The 16,393-nt window shown below is 34.9% G+C and carries 24 protein-coding genes and 2 pseudogenes; 1 reads left to right on the plus strand and 25 read right to left on the minus strand.

Annotated elements, in window-relative coordinates; all coding sequences use genetic code 11:
* The first annotated feature begins 9 nt into the window (after window positions 1–9).
* Window positions 10–426 carry an IS200/IS605 family transposase gene (gene tnpA / locus HSM_RS08390; protein WP_012340753.1) on the plus strand — a complete coding sequence of 139 codons (417 nt, stop codon included), beginning with the start codon at window positions 10–12 and terminating at the stop codon, window positions 424–426.
* A gap of 159 nt (window positions 427–585) precedes the next feature.
* Here the strand turns inward: tnpA and HSM_RS08395 are convergent, their stop codons facing one another.
* The 25 genes and pseudogenes from HSM_RS08395 to HSM_RS11195 form a co-directional block, all read right to left on the minus strand.
* Window positions 586–1,014 (minus strand): hypothetical protein, encoded by a 429-nt coding sequence (locus HSM_RS08395; protein ID WP_012340760.1) that lies wholly within the window; start codon window positions 1,012–1,014, stop codon window positions 586–588.
* Window positions 1,015–1,187: 173 nt separating this feature from the next.
* The gene (locus HSM_RS08400; protein WP_041605126.1) at window positions 1,188–1,469 is read right to left on the minus strand and encodes a barstar family protein; all 282 of its coding nucleotides are present in this window, start codon (window positions 1,467–1,469) and stop codon (window positions 1,188–1,190) included.
* Entirely contained in the window at window positions 1,460–1,663 is a 204-nt protein-coding gene (locus HSM_RS11310; RefSeq protein WP_198974239.1) for a ribonuclease domain-containing protein, read from the minus strand. The genes HSM_RS08400 and HSM_RS11310 overlap by 10 nt, the downstream gene beginning before the upstream one ends.
* A gap of 11 nt (window positions 1,664–1,674) precedes the next feature.
* The gene (locus HSM_RS11045) at window positions 1,675–2,334 is read right to left on the minus strand and encodes a hypothetical protein (RefSeq protein ID WP_233145335.1); all 660 of its coding nucleotides are present in this window, start codon (window positions 2,332–2,334) and stop codon (window positions 1,675–1,677) included.
* Between the two features lie 47 nt (window positions 2,335–2,381).
* Entirely contained in the window at window positions 2,382–2,768 is a 387-nt protein-coding gene (locus tag HSM_RS08410; RefSeq protein ID WP_012340762.1) for an immunity 41 family protein, read from the minus strand.
* Between the two features lie 2 nt (window positions 2,769–2,770).
* Window positions 2,771–2,935, minus strand: a pseudogene (locus tag HSM_RS10670) (toxin C-terminal domain-containing protein); the annotation flags it as partial.
* Between the two features lie 52 nt (window positions 2,936–2,987).
* The gene (locus HSM_RS08420; RefSeq protein ID WP_012340764.1) at window positions 2,988–3,233 is read right to left on the minus strand and encodes a MafI family immunity protein; all 246 of its coding nucleotides are present in this window, start codon (window positions 3,231–3,233) and stop codon (window positions 2,988–2,990) included.
* 4 nt (window positions 3,234–3,237) lie between these two features.
* Window positions 3,238–5,463: a hemagglutinin repeat-containing protein gene (locus HSM_RS08425; RefSeq protein ID WP_322597393.1), complete on the minus strand. Its 2,226-nt coding sequence runs from the start codon at window positions 5,461–5,463 to the stop codon at window positions 3,238–3,240.
* The gene (locus HSM_RS08430; RefSeq protein ID WP_041605130.1) at window positions 5,448–5,666 is read right to left on the minus strand and encodes a hypothetical protein; all 219 of its coding nucleotides are present in this window, start codon (window positions 5,664–5,666) and stop codon (window positions 5,448–5,450) included. The genes HSM_RS08425 and HSM_RS08430 overlap by 16 nt, the downstream gene beginning before the upstream one ends.
* Before the next feature lie 198 nt (window positions 5,667–5,864).
* On the minus strand, window positions 5,865–6,215 hold the full coding sequence (locus HSM_RS08435; RefSeq protein WP_041605132.1) for a hypothetical protein: 351 nt from the start codon (window positions 6,213–6,215) through the stop codon (window positions 5,865–5,867).
* Window positions 6,215–6,664 carry a hypothetical protein gene (locus HSM_RS08440; protein ID WP_012340766.1) on the minus strand — a complete coding sequence of 150 codons (450 nt, stop codon included), beginning with the start codon at window positions 6,662–6,664 and terminating at the stop codon, window positions 6,215–6,217. The genes HSM_RS08435 and HSM_RS08440 overlap by 1 nt, the downstream gene beginning before the upstream one ends.
* A 310-nt stretch (window positions 6,665–6,974) precedes the next feature.
* Window positions 6,975–7,415 carry an Imm42 family immunity protein gene (locus tag HSM_RS08445; protein WP_012340768.1) on the minus strand — a complete coding sequence of 147 codons (441 nt, stop codon included), beginning with the start codon at window positions 7,413–7,415 and terminating at the stop codon, window positions 6,975–6,977.
* Window positions 7,416–7,423: 8 nt separating this feature from the next.
* The gene (locus HSM_RS11185) at window positions 7,424–9,691 is read right to left on the minus strand and encodes a hemagglutinin repeat-containing protein (protein ID WP_322597394.1); all 2,268 of its coding nucleotides are present in this window, start codon (window positions 9,689–9,691) and stop codon (window positions 7,424–7,426) included.
* Window positions 9,676–10,131: an immunity protein YezG family protein gene (locus HSM_RS11190; protein ID WP_012340770.1), complete on the minus strand. Its 456-nt coding sequence runs from the start codon at window positions 10,129–10,131 to the stop codon at window positions 9,676–9,678. The genes HSM_RS11185 and HSM_RS11190 overlap by 16 nt, the downstream gene beginning before the upstream one ends.
* A gap of 1 nt (window position 10,132) precedes the next feature.
* Window positions 10,133–10,483, minus strand: a complete 351-nt coding sequence (locus HSM_RS08460) for a DNA/RNA non-specific endonuclease (protein ID WP_305953797.1) — start codon at window positions 10,481–10,483, stop codon at window positions 10,133–10,135.
* A complete protein-coding gene (locus tag HSM_RS08465; RefSeq protein ID WP_041605134.1) occupies window positions 10,455–10,679 on the minus strand; it encodes a hypothetical protein in 225 nt (74 codons plus the stop codon). Before HSM_RS08465 ends, HSM_RS08460 begins: the two co-directional genes overlap by 29 nt.
* Window positions 10,679–11,035, minus strand: a complete 357-nt coding sequence (locus HSM_RS08470; RefSeq protein WP_012340772.1) for a hypothetical protein — start codon at window positions 11,033–11,035, stop codon at window positions 10,679–10,681. The genes HSM_RS08465 and HSM_RS08470 overlap by 1 nt, the downstream gene beginning before the upstream one ends.
* A gap of 158 nt (window positions 11,036–11,193) precedes the next feature.
* Window positions 11,194–11,271, minus strand: a pseudogene (locus HSM_RS10895) (HNH endonuclease); the annotation flags it as partial.
* 15 nt (window positions 11,272–11,286) lie between these two features.
* Window positions 11,287–11,538, minus strand: coding sequence for a DUF7683 domain-containing protein (locus HSM_RS08475; RefSeq protein ID WP_012340773.1), 252 nt, complete (start codon window positions 11,536–11,538; stop codon window positions 11,287–11,289).
* Window positions 11,535–12,830 carry a colicin E3/pyocin S6 family cytotoxin gene (locus tag HSM_RS11050; RefSeq protein WP_012340774.1) on the minus strand — a complete coding sequence of 432 codons (1,296 nt, stop codon included), beginning with the start codon at window positions 12,828–12,830 and terminating at the stop codon, window positions 11,535–11,537. Before HSM_RS11050 ends, HSM_RS08475 begins: the two co-directional genes overlap by 4 nt.
* Before the next feature lie 13 nt (window positions 12,831–12,843).
* The gene (locus HSM_RS08485) at window positions 12,844–13,059 is read right to left on the minus strand and encodes a hypothetical protein (RefSeq protein ID WP_041605136.1); all 216 of its coding nucleotides are present in this window, start codon (window positions 13,057–13,059) and stop codon (window positions 12,844–12,846) included.
* Entirely contained in the window at window positions 13,056–15,170 is a 2,115-nt protein-coding gene (locus tag HSM_RS08490; protein ID WP_157857770.1) for a VENN motif pre-toxin domain-containing protein, read from the minus strand. Before HSM_RS08490 ends, HSM_RS08485 begins: the two co-directional genes overlap by 4 nt.
* A 24-nt stretch (window positions 15,171–15,194) precedes the next feature.
* Window positions 15,195–15,587 (minus strand): hypothetical protein, encoded by a 393-nt coding sequence (locus tag HSM_RS08495; protein WP_012340776.1) that lies wholly within the window; start codon window positions 15,585–15,587, stop codon window positions 15,195–15,197.
* A complete protein-coding gene (locus HSM_RS08500) occupies window positions 15,587–15,868 on the minus strand; it encodes a hypothetical protein (RefSeq protein ID WP_012340777.1) in 282 nt (93 codons plus the stop codon). Before HSM_RS08500 ends, HSM_RS08495 begins: the two co-directional genes overlap by 1 nt.
* Before the next feature lie 38 nt (window positions 15,869–15,906).
* The gene (locus HSM_RS11195; protein ID WP_012340779.1) at window positions 15,907–16,392 is read right to left on the minus strand and encodes an immunity protein YezG family protein; all 486 of its coding nucleotides are present in this window, start codon (window positions 16,390–16,392) and stop codon (window positions 15,907–15,909) included.
* Window position 16,393 lies beyond the last annotated feature (1 nt).

Genomic DNA, 16,393 nt, shown 5'->3' on the forward strand with positions numbered 1-16,393 from the left:
ACTTGGTCTATGAAAAAAGAAACAGAGATTAGACGTGGTCGCCACGTTGTTTTTAACTTACACGTTCATTTAGTTTTCGTGACTAAATATCGCAGAGAAGTTTTTACTAAATTTATTCTTGATGACTTAAAAGCGATTTTTGAATCCGTCTGTTCGGATTTTGAAGCAAAATTAGTAGAATTTGATGGCGAAGACGATCACGTTCATTTACTTGTTGAATATCCACCGAAAGTAGCTATATCAAATCTTGTGAACAGTTTAAAAGGCGTTTCAAGCAGAATGATTAGAAAGAAAAACTATCCGAGTATTCGCAAAAAATTATGGGGAAATCAGCTTTGGTCTCCGTCTTATTTTGCAAGTAGTTGCGGTGGTGCACCTATATCTATTATTCGCCAATACATTGAGCAACAACAAACACCTGATTAGTTAGGTTTGAAACGGCTACGCCGTTTGTGCCTTATATCCCCGACCTAAAGGACGGGGCTTTACGGCACTGTCTGGTAAAGAAACCTATATTTTCAAGGTTTTCAAAAAGGAAAATTTATAAACAATATACCTTGTAGAATACCTCTGGTATCTAACAAACTATAAAAATAAAACTTTTATAATAGCTAACAATATAGGTATAACAAACCAAATTCTATAATATAAAAAACGGATAAATCTTTTTATTATTGGTTCAGTTTGTTCTTGATATATAAGTTCACTTGCATATATATCAGATAAATTTTTATATATTTCACCATTATCTCCCATGACTATACTTTCATCATTAAATGATTCAGCAATTTCCATTAAGACTTTTAATGAAATTTCATCAGGATTAGAGAGCCATAAACTATTATCATCATAAGATATAAAGAATTCATACTCATCTTTATAAAAAATTCTTTTTTCATAATCTACGGAGAATCCTAAACTCGTCATCTTGTTTATAACCCGCTCAAAATCATATAATATCTTATCAGTACTAAGTTTATCTGACTTATTTACAATAGATACATGATAGCCCATATTATTTTTCCTGCTTATCTGTAACTGTTTTATAAAGTTCTATCTAACAAATCGGGTTATTACCACATTCCTCAAGCATAGCTTTACGGTTAGATTCGCTTATGCCTTTATATTTCTCAAAAATCGCTTTCGGCTCTTTACCTTCTTTCTCAGCTTGAGCCAGTTCTCTAATATCACAATAGTATTATATTTATTTTGCCATTCTTTATTTGTTTCAATTTTTCATTTCTTGCTTTGTATATATTTATTATTTTATAAACATATGATCCGATATTTTTTTCAGACATCAAAAAATCTTTCCATATAATAGTTTTACCATCAAAAATATCTATATAATCCCAAAGGGCATCCAAGTTATTTCCAAAATATTCTCCTAATTCTGGAACTTGCTTGGATAATTGCTTATAAAAATCATCTGGAGAAAAAATTTCCTTTCCTTCAATTATTATTTCCATCTTCCAACCTCTTTAAATGTTTTATAATGATCTGTAGTAATAAATAATAAACCGTCACTTGAATATAATAATCTCGTTCCTAGTTGTTTATTTCTACCTATATTGTTATTAATACCAATATCAGCCTCATACCAAACTCTTCCATCTTTACTAGGTAATAAGTTACTTTCGTTTCTAAAAATATCCCCACCAATTTGCCCTTGTTTTAAAGGTTTGCCACTTGACCAATTATATAATTTTTAGCTATATCCTTAGTTACATACTCATCAGGTAATTTTCCAGTTTTTTTCAAACTATCAATGACTAGAGCAGTATTTTGTTCTGCTTGTAAATCTAATTTTAATTTAGGATACAACGCTACATTCTCAGCCCCGCTTGATACCCTTAGCTTAGCATCCTGCTTCTCGTAACCTTTTGGTGGTGTAACAATAGGCTGTCTAGTCAGATATCCTTTTATTTCCCTTAAAGATAAAGAACCACCACCTACAGCCGCCCCAGCTTCAATAGCCATGCTGGCATAATGAACACTACTTGGCAAGGCTGCATAGCTGTTTGCATTCTCATCTCCTACAAAGGTCGCCATTTTACCTTTAAGGCTATTACTTAATCCATTTACATAAGATATCACTCTCAACGCAGAAAGGTTTTTATAAACTTCATCATTCCCTGTTCCCATTTGATAAATATGGGGAAGATAACAAATCGGGTTATTACCACATTCCTCAAGCATAGCTTTACGGTTAGATTCGCTTATGCTTTTATATTTCTCAAAAATCGCTTTCGGCTCTTTACCTTCTTTCTCAGCTTGAGCCAGCTCTCTAATCAGCTTTTCTACCTCATAGTTATTGAGATAGTTATTCTCCACCGCACTTTTCCCAATCTCTCCACTCAATGCTGCATTTTGTACGGTGTTCACCGTGCTATTTGATTGATTGTTTTATCGGGATTGTAAGAAAAAATATCCAAATCTATATTTTCATCTGTAAATATCTTAGAGATTATATATTTAAATCTCTCATATCTGTCATAGATGTCAGAATTATATTTAGTTAAAAGGGTAAAACTATCCCAATTTGGAATTATCAATAATTCAATTATTCGCATAATCCCAATTAAAATATCTTGTTTTATCAATTTTGTGTTTTTATAGGTTATTGCTATATTTATCAAATCTTTTTCTAGTTTCCAATATTCATCATCATTCCATTCTGAGTAATCCAACCATCTTCCTATAAATGAATTTTCATCATATAACCTTGAATAGGTTACATTTCTATAAAAATCTGCGTATTCTGCCATATTTAATCTCCAATTTTATTTAAGTTAATATCAAAAGTTCCGTTTCTTGTTTCTTTTTTATTTAATTTTTCAGGACTAGCCGCTTCTTTCCAAGCTCCTCCATTATGACCATCCACATCTCTAGTTATATAGCTATTACCTTTTTTAAACACAACTGCACCAGACTTATCATCAAATTTTGTTCACTGACTTTTTAAAGTTTGACGTTTTCCTTGGTTGTCAATTGTTTTCAACTCTAATCCCATCAGCTAATTCTAGGTCTAATTCCATATCTATGATCAAATTTATAATAATTTTTTTTGCATCATTCGTAATTGAAATTTCTCTCTCATATAACTGAGTACAGATCAACTCAAGAGCTATACCATACTCATCATAATTAATTAAATCCATTGCATTCTCACAATCCTCTTCAGGCAAATTTTTATAAAGCAAAGATAGTAGATTTTTCATTTTTTCTTTCATTATATTACTCCTGTTTAATAGGGAATGCGGTAATTACACCATTTCCCATTGGTTCTACAATAACCCTAATTCTAACGCCATCAACAACTCCCTCAACTTTAAATCTACTCGGAACACCCTTTTTAGTATACAAACTTCCTTTTGTTCCTGTTTGTTGTACCCATTCTAAATTAGGATCAGTAGCAATATTAGATATAACGTCGAGAATTTTTTTCTCAGACCAGTGTATTGGGAATTTAGATTTTCCATTCAGAATATTTGTAAAAGAAAATTTATGCCCACCACCTGTTTTATCTCCATATAATATATGTTCAGCTCTCTGAGAACTGACTAGAGATACCATATTTTCTCTAGCAGTTATTAGATTAGAGACATTTTTAGTAACAACTTTTTGAAATACATTTATAGCTTCACCCGTCAATAAAATACTCGGTGCTTCCAACGATTTACCCAGACTAAGCATATAGCCTTGCATTTCTGCGGCTAACATAGAGTCGTTTTCTAAAGCCCAATTTAACTGCTCATTCCATTGTTCCGCTGAAATCACCACTTTATCAAAGGTCTCTTTCGGGTTTTGGATTACATTCGCCAGTGTTGCAACGGTTTTATCAAGATTTACTATCCCATCAACTGTGCCTTGTACACCTTCTACAACCGCTTTAGCTTCCCCAATTTTCATTGCATCATAATAAGCTTCCGCTAATTCCTCCGCATTTTCTTTATCTTTGAAAAGCGTTTTGGCAAACATTTCTATCGATTGCTTACGTTCTTCTGATGGGTGAATGTCATCACCAAGAAAATTAAACTCCACCGCATTCTCAGCCACCCTCATTCCCGTACTCACTGTCGCCAATGTACCGGCTGCGGTATCACTGCCTGCAGCTACACCACCTGCCACACCTGCAATCCCTTTGATAACCTGAATAAGTTCTTGCTTTTCCATTTCCGTCAGTTCTGTTGGGGATTTGCCATAGACGGTTTCGCTTAAGATTTTCGCACCCACTTCACCCACGCCTGTAGCCACTGCACCTGCCGTCGCACTACTGCTTGATAACTGGGCTTCCATTACTCCCCATAAAATATGAGCAGGAATATTTAAGGCTTGTAACTCAGGGCTGTCTGTCACTTTCTTAATCGCTTCATTCACATAAGGCGATACGGCACCTGCTACAACCGCTTCTGTCGGTTTCCCTGCAACAATAAGGCTTAATGCCGCAGCGACTGCGGTTGCCGCCTGTTTCTTGTTACCACCCGTTTGCCATTCTTTTGCAGCTTGTTGGTAAGCGGTAGCTTCTTGGGCTTTTTGGGTTGCAGTAACAAGGTCGCCTTCTTCAGCCGCTTTCGTTGCCTCTTGCTCTGCTTGTTTTGCTTTTTCCTCCAGTTCCGCTGCTTGCCGGCTGGCATAGGTCATCACCGCACCTGCAACATTGCCTGCCTCTTGTGAAAGGATTTGTTGTTCTTTCAACACCTTATTAATGTCTTTCGGTGCTTCAACCTGTTTATTCGCCTTATCAAGTTCGGTATTAATCCCCAACGCTTTTGCTGTGGTTTGGATTGGATTTGTGTCTTTGTTTAAGGTGATTTCCCCCTCGGTGATAGTGGTTTTGGTGATTGAGCTGTCATTACTTTGACTATGCATCGGCAAGCTATGGGTTATGTTCGGAGCGGTTTTTCCTTCAACCAACACCGCATTTTCTGCTCCTTTACCGTAAGTGCCTGAGATTGAAACACTTGTTGCCTTATGACTTGATTTATTTCGAATGTCATTAAAAGTAAGGCGATTGGTTCGCAGTTCACTGTTGTTTGGGGTAGTTGAAGCAATGGTGCCGCCTTTCAAGTGGACGTTGTTTACCTCTATATGATAACCGCCTTTGCCTGCAATTAAACCTGCCTGTTCATTAACTTGTTTATAACTGCTTTTGCCTTTCTCACCTGAAGCAAAACCACTCACACTCCAAGCATTACCAAAACTCACATCTACACTAATCCCTGCCTGACTGCCTTTGCTGTTGTAATTGTTGCTGTCTTGCTTGCTTTCAATCCGAAGGTCGCCTTTAGCATTCACATCAATTCGCTCAGCAGTAGCGGTTGTGCCGTTGAGGGTAATGTTCCCTTGACTGTTAAACTTAATATGTTCTGCATCTAAATGACTGTTATGGTAAGTGGAACTTTCATACCTACTTCCACACCAATGTTCTGTCCTCAGATTTCCATTTACTCCCCTTTGGATTTATTTTTTATCCTTACTCTTTCCTCCCATATGTCTAGAGGAACGAAATATTCATTCTCAGCCTCTTCTTTTGTGAGATCACTTATTCCTTTCATATACAAACCAACCCAATAATCTTCCTTTGGTATAGCTGTGAAGCCATCTTCTGAAAAATCATTTATCACGATTTTTGCTAATATTGATTTTTCTCCCCATTCTGTCATTTGAGGAGAACTTTCAAAAGAAATATCAAATATAATCAATCCTTAATCTACTTAAATTCATTATCAAAAGTTACTTCATAATTAGAATGAAATTGATGAATTCTACTTTCAGAATCTAAAGCGTAATGACTTTTACCCTATTGTATAGAACGTCCTAATAGTAAGGTTGAACCACTATTATAATAATATTCACTATCATCAATTAGAATTGCTTCCATTTTTAAATACTTTCTCTTTAGATGAATAATTTCCACTTCCCCAAAAAAAACCATATATTACTATATGGTAGTCTTTTCTATTTGCAGAATAAAAGCACTCTCCAACCCCATCAATATCAAAGGAAAACATTTTACAATAAGATTCACTATTTGAAATAGGGGTAAAAACACTACTAATCTCATCTAATCTAGATGGGATATATCCATTTTCATATATATATAACTCGATCCTATTAACTATATCATTTAATCTTTTTTCCATAAGAAACCATTCAAACTTTAATAAAAATAAAAAAACAAACAATAATAAAATAAATTTGATAAACTTCACTATTTATCCTCCTTTGTAAAAAATGGTTTTGTTGTTTTATTCTTAATTCCAGAGTGACTGCCATTATCTATATTAGGTAAAGTATTATAATTAGGTGCATTCTTAGGATTAGTCGCACCTAATTTCTTTAAATAGTTAGAAACTTGCTTTCCTAGACTTAAATTTGATTTAGGATCGAAATATTTAGCTCCAAATTCGGCTCCATAACGATCTGATGGTAAATCTTCATATGAATAGGCAGAATGTTTTGCAGGAGGATATAAAGAATCTAATCTTTCTTGCCAATATCCATGCTTAATAGCATTAAGCATCGCTCTATTTTCTAAATTTCCATCTGAGCAATAACTATTTAAAATACAAGGAAAATGTCTATTTATACTCTCTGCTATCTTTATTAAATTAACTTTTTCTGAATAAGCATCACCGGCATAAAAAACAAAATGAACCATATCTATCCAACCTGCATTCTTTGTATAAATATATCTATCAGATATACTATTAAACGGTGCTGTCGTTGCAGGTTTCAGATTCCATGTAAGATCATTTAATCTAAAGAGAGCATCTTCTGCTTACTCATTTTTTAATAATCCCATTTTAGTAGATGTATTATTAAAAAATTCCTCGAATCCTTCTACTGTCCCGGCTTGAGCCTTATTAACCGCATTATTCTCCACCGCACTTTTTCCAATCTCTCCTCCCAATGTCGCATTTTGTATGGTTAGACAGTATGTATATTAATAGTATTTAGTAGTATAAAAATCAATTTTTCCCTTTAGTAAAGCTTCTTTTCTTCCAATCCAGCACAGAAAGCAATATTTTCATTATATAGCCTTTTTCATATTTAAAATTTAATTCATCTCCATCCTTCTCCAAAAATATATAATCGTTATCTTTGCTAAATAAAAAATAAACAAATATAGAATTATCCTCCATTTCAGGACTAGAAATAGATAATAACTTTCTCTGTTTAGATGAAATGTTATCGACAAGATTAATATTATCAGTTTGAGTCATGGAACCTAAAATATCATCAGTAATATTTGCCAATGTAAATCTAAGCTCTGATGTATATAACTCATTAATAACTGAATTACCTTCTATATATATATTGAAAATACCATTAATCCAAAAGTAGTCATCATTCCATTCAGATACAATGTCGCACTGTATTGCAAATTTATAAGGATCTCCAAAAAACATAATTACTCCTATTTAAACTTTAAATCTTTGGGTATAGGTAAAGGATTATCAGGATCTCCCGAACTACTAGACCAATGATATTCCCCATTCGTACCAAAGAATCTATGAATATTTCCCTGAGAGTCTTTCGCATATCTAATAGTTTTATTAGCTTCAATCTTATATTCTACTGAATTTTTAAATAAATCTAGTGAATCTCTCGGTTCTATTCCTGCATTTTTTCTATTTCCCATCATGCCTTTTGTATGTTTAGGATTAGATTTATATTTTACAGATATTCCATCTTCAAAATTTACATTGACAGGAACAGGAACTGGTATAGGGGAAGATGTCCTAGTAGTATTTTTCTTCGCAAAATTATTCTGCGTATTAGAATTACCTAAACTATTTTCTTTTCCAAAAAGACGAGAAGCATTTACTGCTAACTCAATACCTTTTTCTATCCCTGTCTGCTTCTCTTTTATCGCTTGAATAGTCTTCTGGTTTTCACTTTCAACCAACTGATAGAACTTACTCTGTTCTTCAAATGGCAATCCTTGAATCCAATTATTCAATGCTCCTGATAAATCATCGGCAAAACCAACCGCTCCCAATAATTCATTCGGTACTGTTGCTCTGCAATCAATCTCACAATTAGCCACTAATTCAGCACGTTGTTTTTCACTTAACTCTTTAAATCTCTGATGAACTTCCTCAACACTCTCACCATTTTGAATCGCCGCTTTTAATGCTTTTTGATATTGATAAACATCTTTAATAGAAAGGGCGTTAAACTCCACCGCACTTTTTCCAATCTCTCCACCTAATGCTGCATTTTGTACGGTATTTACCGTGTTGTTCGATTGATTGTCTGTCTGCGAAATAACACCGCCTGCAACCGCTCCTGCGATTGAAGCTAAAGCGATAATATGTTGCCGTTCTTCTGCCGTCAGTTGGCTAGCTTCGGTTTTATTGTATAGTAATTTCGCCAAGGTTGGTGCAGCAAGTTCTGCTGTTGCCGCCGAAACCGCACCTGCCGTAGCATTGCCTTTTAACGCTGTCGCTTCAATGGCTCCCCATAAAGCGTGGGCTAACGTGTTGCTCAGAACATCAACATTACCTTGTTCATCCATCGTTGCCTGTTTAATTAACTCATTCACTTTCGGGCTTAAACTTTGTGTCGCTATCGCCCCTGCACTTTGATTTGCTAATATCCCGGTTACTATAGTGGTCAATACGTTGGCTGTTCGGTTATATGTGCCATTGTTATCCCATTGTTTTTGGGATTGTGTCGCTTTAATAAGTGCGGTCAGTTTTGCTTCGATTTCTGATGAGCTTGCATTCGGATTCGCTTGCACTTGTTCTAAGGCTTTTTTCGCCTCTTTCACTTTCTGTGCAGCTTCCGCTTGTTTATTTGCCGTGTAGGTTTGCACTGCCGAACTAATATGCCCCACTGCCCGAGCAATCTCCTTTTGCTCCACAAGCAGTTTTTTCACCTCTTTCGGTTTTGCCACTTGGCTGTTTGCTTGGCTAAGGTCGGTGCTAATAGCCAACGCTTTTGCTGTGGTTTGGATTGGATTTGTGTCTTTGTTTAAGGTGATTTCCCCCTCGGTGATAGTGGTTTTGGTGATTGAGCTGTCATTACTTTGACTATGCATCGGCAAGCTATGGGTTATGTTCGGAGCGGTTTTTCCTTCAACCAACACCGCATTTTCTGCTCCTTTTTTGCTCAGTTTGCCGGTTTCACTATCTTGGTAGTAATCTGCTCCTTTACCGTAAGTGCCTGAGATTGAAACACTTATTGCCTTATGACTTGATTCATTTCGAATGTCATTAAAAGTGAGGCGATTGGTTTGCAGTTCACTGTTGTTTGGGGTAGTTGAAGCAATGGCACTGCCTTTCAAGTGGACGTTGTTTGCCTCTATATGATAACCGCCTTTGCCTGCAATTAAACCTGCCTGTTCATTAACTTGTTTATAACTGTTTTTGCCTTTCTCACCTGAAGCAAAACCGCTCACACTCCAAGCATTACCAAAACTCACATCTACACTAATCCCTGCCTGACTGCCTTTGCTGTTGTAATTGTTGCTGTCTTGCTTACTTTCAATCCGAAGGTCGCCTTTAGCATTCACATCAATTCGCTCAGCAGTAGCGGTTGTGCCGTTGAGGGTAATGTCCCCTGGGCTGTTAAACTTAATATGTTCTGCATCTAAATGACTGTTATGGTAAGTGGAACTTTCATACCTACTTCCACACCAACGTTCTGTCCTCAGATTTCCATTTACTCCCCTTTGGATTTATTTTTTATCCTTACTCTTTCCTCCCATATGTCTAGAGGAACGAAATATTCATTCTCAGCCTCTTCTTTTGTGAGATCACTTATTCCTTTCAAATATAACATTGGCCAACTGTCTGCTTCTTCTATATATGCAAATTTAACATCGAATGTACCATCATTATTTAAAACAAATCTACTTTGAGTCCAATCACTACCATTCACCTTCATTTCCGATTTTAAATTTTCATAAAGCTCTAATATATTTCTTTTTTCATGAGGAATACAACCTACAGAATAATTGCATTCATCCCCGGCATTATTTATCCAATACATTCTAAAGTTTGATATCGTTTCATGAAATTCACATTCAAATATATACTTATCAGCTTCTGTTGGCATTAGCTTCCATATTTCATTAGCTATTTTAAAAAATAAATTGTTACACTTTTTGCAATTCATACTATTCTCCAGTTGGAGTGTTTTTTATCTTAGGAAGTTCAATGACTTTTCCATTTATAGAGTAGTTAATATCAAAAGAATCAGGTCTTTTACTATTCCCTCTATATATTGGTTTAATATCAACCTCCACTTTCTTACCTTGCTCTAAAGCTTGCTTCCATTGCCTTTCCATCTGATACCATTTTCCTTTCGGTCCATTCAATATCTCATCCATTGCTACAAGATTTATTTTCTCTCCTGCACCTCTAAACATTGATGCCAGTAAATGTCCTCCGCAATCGCTTTCTAAACGACATTCCCCTCCGGTTATGGCTTGTTTAGATTTATTCTTTATTTTTAAAAAGTTTATTATTTATAAAAGTTTTTAAAATTAGTGCCAAATACAACCAAAAAGACCCCCAAAATATATCACTAAATGCATCATTAGCCCAATAAAAATCATCATATTTAAGATAAATATAAATCATGAAAAACACATGTTTTAACGAACAAAAAGAGACGATAAAAAAATACCAAATTAGCCAATAAAAAAAACTATTTTTTTTCATTAGGTATCTCCTTTTTCAAAAATAGAAACATCATCTAAGACGTCTTCTATAGTTCCCTTAAGAACATCTTTATGTTTCATAATTTTGATTTTTTCAATTAACTCTCCTTGATTAATATTACGAAAAACTCTAGCTATATGAGCTATAGATAACAATGATACCTTTTCAAGTTCAACATCTCCGGATGATAAAAAAGAAAATAATATTTCTTTTGTTTTAGAAGGTTCATCAGTATACATACCTAACGACAAGATTACTTTATGTTTAATATTATTCTCAACTTCAGAAGAATTTAATATTACCATTCCATCTTTAAAATTAATCTTGTCTAAAGATTCATATATTAATTTACTCATTTTATTTTCCTTTATCATGAGTATAATCAAAAATATTTATATGCATTCCTATTTCTGGATCATAATCTAATCGCTAACTTTTTTCATTTGATGATATGCGACCAATAACCTTTCCATACCCATCACTGATTTCTAAATTTCATATTATCTTCCTTCACTTAAAGATGTTTCACAGCATCATGAATATTTTTAGGTAATAATTGCATATTATTAGGGCTACTTTGAGCATTATGATGCCATGTATAACATTATTAGGATAATATTTGATAGCAAGCCACTTGATACTCAACATTACTAGTCTTATATTTTTCGATAAGATTTCTACCTCCCAAATTCAGAACTTGAGCTTCATTTAACACATATGAACAACAAGCAAATTCATCATCATCATCAGGATTAATATACAAAATCGTTATATTTTCAGGTAATTGAATGAATAGAGAATCCAACAGTTCATCCGTATCATTACTATATACCTCTATATATCTCTCTAATTTCGTCATGGTTCTATCCTTCTAGTAGGATCTGCACTCTTAGTTTGCTTTCCTGTTTTATAATTAAATTCACCAAGGTGTTTTCCTTTATGATTATATTTCTCTAATGTGCCATGCTGAGAATCCCATTCATAAATATATCCTTCTCTATCTTTCCATCTATTTCGTAGTTTTCCTCCACCTTGTATCGAAGTTTTACGCTTTACCTCAGTTAAACCTGTAATTCCTGTAATTTCATCTTTTCTAGGTGCAGGGATATATTTCCAATCATTAGGATTTTTTGCGTTTTTAGCAAAATTTGCTTGTGAACTAGACTGATTTAAAGCCTCTTCTTTAGCAAGCAAATGAGCTACACCAAGGGCTAATTCAGCCCCTTTTTCTAAAGCACTTTGTTGAGCTTTCAAGACTTCAATAGTTTTCGTATTTTCTTCTTCAACTAATTGATAGAATTTACTCTGTTCTTCAAAAGGCAATCCTTGAATCCAGCTATTCAATGCTCCCGATAATTCATCTGCAAGACCAACAGCTTTCAATAATTCATTTGGTACTGTTACTCTACATTCAATCTCACAATTAGCGAACAATTCCGCTCGTTGTTTTTCACTTAACTCCCTGAATTTCTTATGAACTTCATCAACACTTTCACCATTTTGAATAGCTGCTTTTAATGCTTTTTGATATTGATAAACATCTTTAAGAGAAAGGGCGTTAAACTCCACTGCACTTTCCCCAATCTCTCCACCCAATGCTGCATTTTGCAATGTATTTGCTGTAGTGTTCGATTGTTTGTTTGCCTGTGAAGTAACACCACCTGCAACCGCCCCTGCAATTGAACTTAAAGTGATAATATGTTGCCGTTCTTCTGCTGTCAATTGGCTCACTTCGGTTTTGTTGTACAGCAATTTAGCCAATCTTGGAGCTGCCAGCTCTGCTGTTGCTGCTGAAACTGCACCTGCTGCGGCATTGCCATCTGCAACTGTTGCTTCAATTGCTCCCCAAGTGGCGTGAGCCAAGATATTAAGTGGCAGATTAACATCACCATTTTCATCGGTTGTTGCCTGTTTTATCAGGTTATTAACCGTTGGACCGGCAAGTTTTGTCCCTATCGCCCCCGCACTTTGATTCGCTAATACACCGGTTAAAACAGTGGTCAATACCTTGGCTGTTTTGTTGTATGTGCCATTGTTATCCCATTGCTTTTGGGATTGTGTCGCTTTAATAAGTGCGGTCAGTTTTGCTTCAATTTCTGATGAACTTGCATTCGGATTCCCTTGCACTTGTTCTAAGGATTTTTCTGCCAAGTAAGAATAGGCTTTATTTAATATTAAATTTATTTGATATTATTTTTTTTATACATAATCCTATAAATAAAGGAATTGCAAAAGATAAAATATCACTTAAAGCATCTTCAGCCCAATAAAAATCACCAAATTTCCAATAGATATATATAAATATCCCTATATGCTTTAATGCCGCAGCAGAAAATACTGCCAAAAATAATGCAATTAAATAAATTATCGTCTTGATCATTTTGACAACTCCTTGTTATTAAGGTATTTCTTTACTTTTTCATAATCTTTTACTCTATTATCAAAATCTCCTCCATACTCTCCAAAAGCACCGCCAAGAATATTTCCAAAGGTAGAATCTTTAAGGCTAAATGGCTTATTTATTATAGGAGAAACTATTGCACTGAAATAATCGCTGCCTAAGGTATTTCCACTAGGATCTTTTGATAAGCTGGTTACTGTTGCAATACCTATATTAATCCTAATTTGATTACCCAATGATCGATTTCTGGTTAAAGCACCTCCTGAAAATGCACCTAACGCATCATAAGGATTAATATCTTGCCCTGTAACTGTTTTATATCCTACATGAGCTCCAAGCGAAATACCTCCATCAATCAACATTCCAGTGGTGTTAGGATATTTAGTCGAAAATTCTCCTATTACACTTGCAGTTGTTTTTGCCGCAGATGAAGCTCCTTTAGCTATTTTACCAACGTATTGGACACCTTTTACAGCCGCACTATGTGCTCCTGTTCCCACAAATGAAAGCCCTGTTGCAAGAGAGTTGCTCAAACGTCCTTCAAAACTTTCCGAATAGCTATATACTCTTTGAGCTCTTAATTTTAAATCAGAATAATCCGGTTTTATTTGTGGTGAATCTATTGGTGTATTCAATAATCTCATTTGAGCTGGTACATCGCTATATTCCTTTACCCACTTAAACAGGATTTCTCTATCTTTTTGAGTAAGGGTATCAGGACTGGTTTGGTAGGTATGTAATAACTTGTCTGAAACCTGATCTTTCTTTAATAAATATTGGATTAGTATTGCTTCTTCAGGAGTTAATATTTTTTTCTCTACTAATCTATTTAATTTAGCATATTCATGCTGTGATAAGAAATTATTTTTCACCGCACTTTTTGCTGTCTCTGCTCCTAATATCGTTGATGAAGTATTGCCACCCGTTACATTGCTGACAATCAAACCACTTAGCTGTGAAGCCACTTTGAGGAGTGTCCGTTCTTCATTGTTTAATTGCTCTGCCGATTTATTGAAAACCACATCCGAGAGGAACATTGCCGTAGTCTCACCTGCCACACCGGCAGTCGCTCCGACAAGGGCATTTGTACCTGATAGATGTGCTTCAGTAGCAGAAAGTAAAGCGTGAGCTAACAAATTAGCCATTTTATTGTCTTTTGTCATTGTGTGAATTTGTGCATTCAGCTCCGGAGAAATCGCAGCAGCGACAACTTGCCCAGCAGTGCCACCACTTAAAATTGCCCCTACCGTAGCAACGACAGCATCAAGTTTACGTCTTTTTGAACCGCCCTCTTGCCATTCCACATCTTGTGTTTCTTTTGCCTTGTTATTGGCATAAACATTGGCTGCTTGACTAATATACCCCACTGCCCGAGCAATCTCCTTTTGCTCCGCCAGTAGTTTTTTCACCTCTTTTGGTTTTGCCACTTGGCTGTTTGCTTGGCTAAGGTCGGTATTAATCCCCAACGCTTTTGCTGTGGTTTTGATTGGGTTTGTGTCTTTGTTTAAGGTGATTTTCCCTTCCGTAAGCGTCGCTTTGGTGATTGAGCTGTCATTACTTTGACTATGCATCGGTAAGCTCGGGGTTATGTTCGGAGCGGTTTTGCCGTAAGTGCCTGAGATTGAAACACTTGTTGCCTTATGACTTGATTCATTTCGAATGTCATTAAAAGTGAGGCGATTGGTTCGTAGTTCACTGTTGTTTGGGGTAGTTGAAGCAATGGTACCGCCTTTCAAGTGGATGTTGTTTGCTTCTATATGATAACCGCCTTTGCCTGCAATTAAACCTGCCTGTTCATTAACTTGTTTATAACTGCTTTTACCTTTCTCACCCGAAGCAAAACCGCTCACGCTCCAAGCATTACCAAAACTCACATCTACACTAATCCCTGCCTGACTGCCTCGGCTCCGATAACTGCGACTGTCTTGCAATCTTTCGCCGTTTTCTCCCCGTCCGGTAAAGTCCGTTTGTGTCGCCTGAATATCACCGCTTCTTGCCCTAATCTCAATCTGTTTGGCGTTGACGGTGTTGCTACTTGTATCTAATACAAGCGGTAAATTTACCGATAGAGTTTGCAAAAGTTTAATCAAAACAAACACTTTGCTGAATATATCCTATAAACCAAAATTTGAAATCAAATCAGAATCAAATATTAATTCTTTTGTATCGTATATGTATATTAAATTAGGAGGGTAGCGATCCCCAATAATTAACATATAACGATCTTCTATATAATCATATTCATGTATAAATGCTAAGCTATCATCTATATCTAAAGGAAAAACATACATTTCTTTTGCTGTTGGTTTTAAACCTGATAAACAACAATGTAAGCTCTCTGGTAATTTGCCGTTTTCTTTCTCATATTTTTCAATAATATCTTTAAGAACTAATGCTCTTCCGAGTAAAGCCTCATGATAATTATTGGAATTTATTTTGTAAAAAATAGCTATATTCAATAGTATCATTACTAAAAAAATAATTTTAAACCATCGTTTATTTATCATTATTTTTCTCCCTGTTTTTTTATGAAAATTGGCGACGTTGAATAGTTAAATGTTCCGGAATGTTTTCCTTGTTCTTGTTCTGGTAAAGTATTATAGTTAGGTGCGTTACTTGGCAAGGTTGCCTTTAATCTATTTGTTAGATAACTGTTAACCTGTTCACCTAAAGAATATCCATAATGATTTTCATATATATGAGCATAAAAACTAATACTTGATGCTTCTGTAGGAAAGAAACTCCATATTTTTTGACCTATAGCTTGATAGATTTTTTGAATTTCCATTATTTACTCTCTTGTTGGTGTATTTCTATAAATTTCATTTATTTTATTTCCTCCATTGACTTTATAGGAAATTTAGCATAAATCTCTTCTTTCCTATTCACTCTGTCCCTCCAAATTTCTAAAGGAATATAATATTCCTTAGTTTCTTCTTCAGTTAGATCACTTATTCCTTTCATATATAACATATTCCAACTATCTTCCTTTGGTATATAAGCAAATTGAATATTGAATTCTCCTGACTCAGTAAGTGTAAATTGACAATGAGACCAAAAATTTCCATCTAATTTCATTAAGTTATTTAAATCTCTAAATAAAAAAATTAATTTTGTAGCGATTTCATCTGGAAAATCATTCATACTATATTCTTTTTTTATAGACTTTGATGTAATCCAAAAAAGCTTACAACTTTCTGTATTAGGAAATATCTCACACTGAACAACATATTCTTTGGCTTCAATAGACATTATTGACCAAATAACCTTAGCTATTTCAATATATTTTCTCTCATATAAAGCAACATTCATT

This window comes from Histophilus somni 2336, from assembly GCF_000019405.1.
In the GTDB taxonomy this organism is placed as follows: Bacteria; Pseudomonadota; Gammaproteobacteria; order Enterobacterales; family Pasteurellaceae; genus Histophilus; species Histophilus somni.